2 protein-coding genes and 1 pseudogene are annotated in these 3,784 nt (G+C 45.6%); 1 reads left to right on the forward strand and 2 read right to left on the reverse strand.

The features are described from left to right. Positions 1-308 (reverse strand): hypothetical protein (locus RIE73_RS28365; RefSeq protein WP_446404356.1); only part of this gene is annotated, 308 nt, incomplete at its 3' end. Between the two features lie 30 nt (positions 309-338). Further along, positions 339-699: pseudogene (locus RIE73_RS28370) on the reverse strand (IS607 family transposase); the annotation flags it as partial. Positions 700-773: 74 nt separating this feature from the next. On the opposite strand from RIE73_RS28370, the gene RIE73_RS28375 reads away from it, so the two are divergent. Then, entirely contained in the window at positions 774-3,374 is a 2,601-nt protein-coding gene (locus tag RIE73_RS28375; protein WP_446404357.1) for a CHAT domain-containing protein, read from the forward strand. Positions 3,375-3,784: the final 410 nt, after the last annotated feature.

Here is a 3,784-nt window from a genome sequence, read left to right on the forward strand (position 1 = left end):
CCTTGCAGTAATTCCAAGTGATTGCTACGACATTCATTCGCCGACTTAACTGCACCTTCAACATAAGCAATGATGCTGTTTGCCTGTCGCTTGTTGATGTCATGATTCTGCTGTAGCTGAGTGTTCAACTTTGACTTACTCAGCTTTGACTTACTCAGCTTTGACTTACTCGGAGGGTTTTGCTCCAAGAGCAGCTTCAAGCAATCAATCTTAGCATCGTAGCCGAGTGTCGCCGCATCATTCAAAAACGCAACCGCCCAACGGTTCGTTGTTGTAGTGACATAAGTGCGGGATTCGGCTTGGGGCATTGAGAGTAATGAATCTAGGATTTCTGCATTTTACTGAGATTTATCGGGAACGTCAACTACCTCGATCAACCTTTCTAGAATCTTCTGATTGCGCCTTGAACGTGAGCCATACAGTCTAGCTGAGAATACCGTGATAATCTCTCTTTTCGTCAGCCGCCAGATCCTCTTCATAACTAGAATCCTCCTTTCGGTTCAGGACTACTATCTCTACTCCAGAGTATTCGCACAGACTGAATATGAGTTCCAATCCGAACCTCAGTAGCCTGTCCTTGTTGGTAATTACCAGTCGGTCTATCTGCTCACAGATAATAAACCTTAGTAGCTTCTGTAGTCCTCGTTTTTTGTAGTTGAGTCCAGACCCTAAGTCTTTGATAATCTCAAAGTTATAGCCCCATAGTAATATGCGATCAGCTATTGCTAGAGGCAGGAATGATATCATAGGCGCTTAAATTCAGGATGGGATCTATGGGATGGTTGGGAAGACGTGCTAGGAAACGACTACTATTTTTAGGATTAGTCTGGTTAACCGTTGTGGCGGTAATCGCCTCTCCTGTCGCCCTGGGAAATGCCTCGATTCTCCCTCAGCCGGATATCATACAACAGGAGTCTCATCTGGCTGAATCTCTTGATCCAGTCAGCCGATTCAGTCAAGGTAAAATTGACTATGATCGGGGACGCTTCGCTGATGCAGTGCTGGTGTGGCAAGCGGCGGAACAGATGTACCAACAAGCAGGCGATCGCACTAACCAGGCAATCAGTTTAAATTATCTGTCCCTTGCCTATCAACATCTGGGACAATGGGAACAGGCAAAGGCGGCGATTGAGGAAAGTCTGAACCTCCTAACTACTCCCACCGATCCTGCACTCTTGGCACAAGTATTAAATACCAAAGGCAGTCTGCAATTGGCAACCGGACAATCGGAAGCGGCGTTGCAAACCTGGAAAGCCGCCGAGACAGCCTACTCCCAAGCCGATGATTCTATCGGTGTTTTAGGGTGTCAAATCAATCAGGCGCAAGCCTTGCAAAGCTTGGGGATGTTTCGGCGATCGCAACAAGTCTTAGAACGGGTACAGCAAGCGCTAACACGACAGCCGGATTCGCTGATCAAAGCCACCGGATTACGCAGCCTGGGGATGGTTTGGCAAGCGATTGGGGAATTAGACGAGGCTGAAAACGTCCTCAAGCAAAGTTTAGCGATCGCCCAATCCCTCAATTCCCCTGCTGATATCAGCGCCGCTTTCTTGAATCTGGGAAATACGGCACGAGTGTTAGGCGATCGGGATGCCGCGATAAATTATTACCATAAAGCGGCAAAAACGGCAACCAATCCCTTAAACCAACTCGAAGCCCAACTCAACCAATTTAAGTTACTGATTAGTCAACAGCAGTTTAATCAAGCCCAAGATTTATTTACCCCAATTCAGCACAATCTCTCCCAATTATCTCCCAGTCGATATGCTATTTATGCTCAGGTGAATTGGGCAGAAAGTTTAATCGAACTCCTAGACAATCCAGCGGGATATTCTCCAGAATCTATCACATCAGAAGACATCGCTCAACTCCTCGCGAAAACCATTGCTCAAGCTAAAGCATTAAATGACATCCGCGCTGAATCCTTAGCTCTAGGAACCCTAGGAAAACTCTATAAAACCAACCAACAAGGGTTAGAAGCTCAACGTTTAATTCAACAAGCCCTATTCTTTTCCCAAACCATTAACGCCAGAGATATTTCCTATCAATGGCAATGGCAATTGACCCAACTTTATCAGCAAAATGGAGACCTAAACACCGCGATTACTGCGAATCAAGACGCCTTTGAGCTGCTGCAATCGATTCGGGGAGATTTAGTGGCGATGAACCCCGATGTGCAGTTTTCGTTTCAAGAACAAATTGAACCCATCTATCGGAATTTAGTCCGTCTCTTGTTAGAACGTCCCTCACCCGATAATCTCAAGCAGGCGCGTAATGTGATTGAATCCCTCCAGTTAGCCGAATTGGAGAACTACTTTCGCGCCTCCTGCTTAAATGCTAAAGCCGAGCAAATTGATTCGGTGATTGAGGACAGCGATACCCAAACGGCGGTGATTTATCCGATTATTTTACCTGACCGGATTGCGGTGATTCTTTCCTTACCTGGACAACCCTTAGAAACTTACAGCACCGAGTTATCCCAAGCGGAAATCGAAGAGACAGTAAATCAACTGCGACAGTCGATGAATATCGCCTACTCAAACCGCAAACGGCTGGCTATTTCTCAAACCATTTATGACTGGTTGATTCGACCAATAGAAACTCAGTTAGCTCAACAAGATATTAAAACTTTAGTGTTTGTTCTCGATGGTGTGTTGCGGAATGTACCAATGGCGGCACTTCATGATGGTCAACAGTATTTAATTGAGAAGTATAGTATTGCCTTAACACCAGGGTTACAATTACTCGAACCGCGATCGCTCACCCAATTGCAACTACGTTCCCTGACTGGCGGATTAAGTGAACCCCGTCTAGGATTTTCGGCGTTACCGGCTGTGGAAGATGAAATTGAACAAGTTAGTACGAATATTCCATCCAATGTTCTGTTAAATCAAGCCTTTACCAGCACCGCCTTAGAGAAAAAAATTAACACACTTCCGGTGAGTGTGGTTCACCTGGCTACCCATGGTCAATTTAGTTCTAATCCGGAAGATACCTTTATTCTCACTTGGGATAAACGGTTTAATGCCAATACCCTATCTCAACTCCTCCAAGGTAGAAACCAAGACAATTTTCCCCCGATTGAACTCCTGGTTCTCAGTGCGTGTCAAACCGCAAATGGCGATCAACGAGCGGCGTTAGGATTAGCAGGATTAGCCGTGCGATCGGGAACCCGCAGTACTATTGGTACATTATGGTCTGTGAAAGATCAATCCACGGCTCAAGCGATGATTCAACTGTATAATAATTTAACTAAACCTGATATTAATCGGGCTGAAGCCTTACGACAAGCTCAGTTATTTCTACTCCGGCAAAATCAATACCAGCATCCCTACTACTGGGCACCTTTTATTTTGGTTGGCAATTGGTTATAGCGCTACGCGCTAGGTAATAGGTAATAGGTAATAGGCAATAGGCAATAGGTAATAAGTAGGTGGACACAATTAAAGTTAGCGGTGGAGATTAGGGAACAGGGAACGGGGAACAGGGAACAGTAAGGGTTTGAGGCTTGTTTACATAACTTAATCTAGTTAAGTTTATTTCCACCAACCTACTTAGGTAAGGTAGAGTTTTGAGTTAACTTCCCCATCTCCCCCATCTCCCCCATCTCCCCCATCTCCCCCATCTCCCCCATCTCCCCCATCTCCCCCAGCTCCCCCAGCCTCATAAGGGTAGGTTTTTTAAGATTGGGGTTGAGGTAAGACAAGGAAGACAGGTAGACCAGTAGACAAGGAAGAGTGAGAACGAAAAATAGGGCGTTTCGGCTTTTAGAAGTTAGCTTGAC

Source organism: Coleofasciculus sp. C1-SOL-03 (assembly GCF_040220555.1).
Taxonomy (GTDB): Bacteria; Cyanobacteriota; Cyanobacteriia; order Cyanobacteriales; family Coleofasciculaceae; genus Coleofasciculus.